Below are 531 nucleotides of genomic sequence, written 5' to 3'. Positions count from 1 at the left end.
ATGTTAATCAGGACGATTTCGCGCAAGGTGCACCCCGGCAGTGGAAAAAAACCGCATTCTAACCACTTTCTGTGACCGTCGGGCACAGCCAGCGCTTTGCCGCTACTGGGACGGTCGTTATACTGCGCGCAACTTCACCGAAAGAGCCGTGCTCTGTGAACCGGCCCACGCCCGTTAAAACCGATAATTTCTTCCTGCTGATCTTTCGTGCATTGCGCCACCGCCGTGTTCCGATAGCTTTGCGTATTGCCAGCCATAACGTGATCCTGGTCGCCTTGGCGCTGGTGATTTACGCCGGCGTGATGGGCCTGCAATTCAAGCAGGCCATGCACGAACAGGCTGACGCACTGGGGCAGGCCCTGACCACACAGACTGCAACCTCGGCCACCGAGCTGCTGGTGTCCAACGACATCCTCAGCCTCAACGTGCTGCTGGGCAATCTGGTCAAGAACCCGCTGGTGGCCCACGCGGCTATCTATAGCGTCGACAACCGCATCCTTGCGGAGGCCGGGCAACGTCCGAAAAACAGCC

The 531-nt window shown here is 58.6% G+C and carries 1 protein-coding gene; it reads left to right on the top strand.

The features are described from left to right. Nucleotides 1–155: 155 nt before the first annotated feature. A partial coding sequence (locus NRB16_RS29225; protein WP_257107614.1) for an AhpA/YtjB family protein occupies nucleotides 156–531 on the top strand: 376 nt, incomplete at its 3' end.

This window comes from Pseudomonas sp. LJDD11 (genome assembly GCF_024584215.1).
Lineage (GTDB): Bacteria > Pseudomonadota > Gammaproteobacteria > Pseudomonadales > Pseudomonadaceae > Aquipseudomonas.
This window is presented reverse-complemented; position numbering and strand designations above follow the sequence as displayed.